2 protein-coding genes are annotated in these 1,452 nt (G+C 65.4%); both read left to right on the top strand.

Annotated elements, in window-relative coordinates:
* A partial coding sequence (locus tag HMPREF2924_RS21275) for a TIGR03752 family integrating conjugative element protein (protein ID WP_070700625.1) occupies window positions 1–1,050 on the top strand: 1,050 nt, incomplete at its 5' end.
* Window positions 1,028–1,452: TIGR03751 family conjugal transfer lipoprotein (locus tag HMPREF2924_RS21270; RefSeq protein WP_070700628.1), on the top strand; the 425-nt coding region annotated here is incomplete at its 3' end. The genes HMPREF2924_RS21275 and HMPREF2924_RS21270, both read left to right, overlap by 23 nt.

Below are 1,452 nucleotides of genomic sequence, written 5' to 3'. Positions count from 1 at the left end.
TTCGGCGTGCGACCAGAGGATGGCCAGCACTTTCAGGGAGCGGGCTCGTCTTCATCGGATATCGTCTGGATCGAGCCCCAGGACGCCCGCGCGGTCGATGCCAATGGCCAGCCGCTGGCCGCCGGCTCCACCACCCAACCGAGCGGATTCAGCTTCCCGACCTCCTTCGGCAATGCGGTCGATCGCGGCCAGAACGCGCTGGAGCGGATCGATGACGGGCTGCACCCCGTCGGCCAACAGCGATCCGACCTCGAGAACCGCAAGCTCGTCCGCAAGACCTACACGCTGCCGCAGAACTCGACGCTCATGGGATCGGTGGCCATGTCCGCGCTGATCGGTCGTGTGCCGGTCGACGGGACGGTCAATGATCCTTACCCGTTCAAAATCCTCATCGGCCCGGACAACCTCACCGCCAACGGCATCGAGCTGCCGGACGTGGCCGGCGCGGTAGCCAGCGGGACCGCCTCGGGCGACTGGACACTCTCCTGCGTGCGTGGGCAGATCCGCAGCCTCACGTTCGTGTTCAACGACGGGACCGTGCGCACCTTCCCGGCGCCGGCCGAGGAGGTGAATGACAACCAGAGCAACAACAACCAGACCGCCAGCGCCGACCAGAAAACCATCCAGGGCGGCCTCGGCTGGATCAGCGACCCCTACGGCATCCCCTGCATCGCCGGTGATCGCCGATCCAATGCCAAGGAGTACCTGGGCAATCAGAGCCTACTCACGGCTGCCGGGGCCGGCATCGCCAAGCTCCTGGACGCCGACGAGAACAACACCAGTACCGTCTTCAGCGGCAACGGCACCAGCTTCGGGACGACCGGAACCAACAGCAACTCGGCCCTCAACAGCATCCTCTCCGGCGGCGTCGGCGATATCCGGCAGTGGATGAACAAGTTGTACGGGGAGGCCTTCGCCGCCGTCTACGTGCAGCCAGGTGCGCGGGTCGCCGTGCATCTCGATCAGCAACTGGCGATCGACTATGAACTCAAGGGCCGCAAGGTCGATTACAGCTCTGGAGCCGCTCATGCAACAGCAGACTTGGACTAACCCCCTTCTTCGTCTCTGCGCCGGCCTGGCCTGCGCGCTGACCCTGGCAGCGTGCTCCACCAGCAAGGAGGAGATGCTGCCCCACGGCGAGGCCAACATGCTCGACGTCTGGGAGCGAGGTGCGACCAGCTCGATAGGCAACAGCCGTGGCCAGCTGCTCCTCGATGCCAGGCAAACGCTGCGGCGCCCAATCGATCCGCAGCAGGCTGCCTCCGCGAATGACCAGGCCGACTACACCCGCACGGCCAGCAACGAGATCCACAGCCAGTTCAAACGACTGCCCAATCCCGACCTGGTCATGTATGTGTTCCCGCACTTGGCCGGCAGCGATCCCGCCCCGGTCCCGGGCTACACCACCGTGTTCCCCTTCTACCAGCGAGTCCAGTACGCCATGCCGGGCGA

It is taken from the genome of Pseudomonas sp. HMSC063H08 (genome assembly GCF_001813645.1).
Lineage (GTDB): Bacteria > Pseudomonadota > Gammaproteobacteria > Pseudomonadales > Pseudomonadaceae > Pseudomonas > Pseudomonas aeruginosa.
The sequence above is the reverse complement of the archived record's forward strand: the minus strand, read 5'-3'. Positions and strand labels throughout refer to the sequence as shown.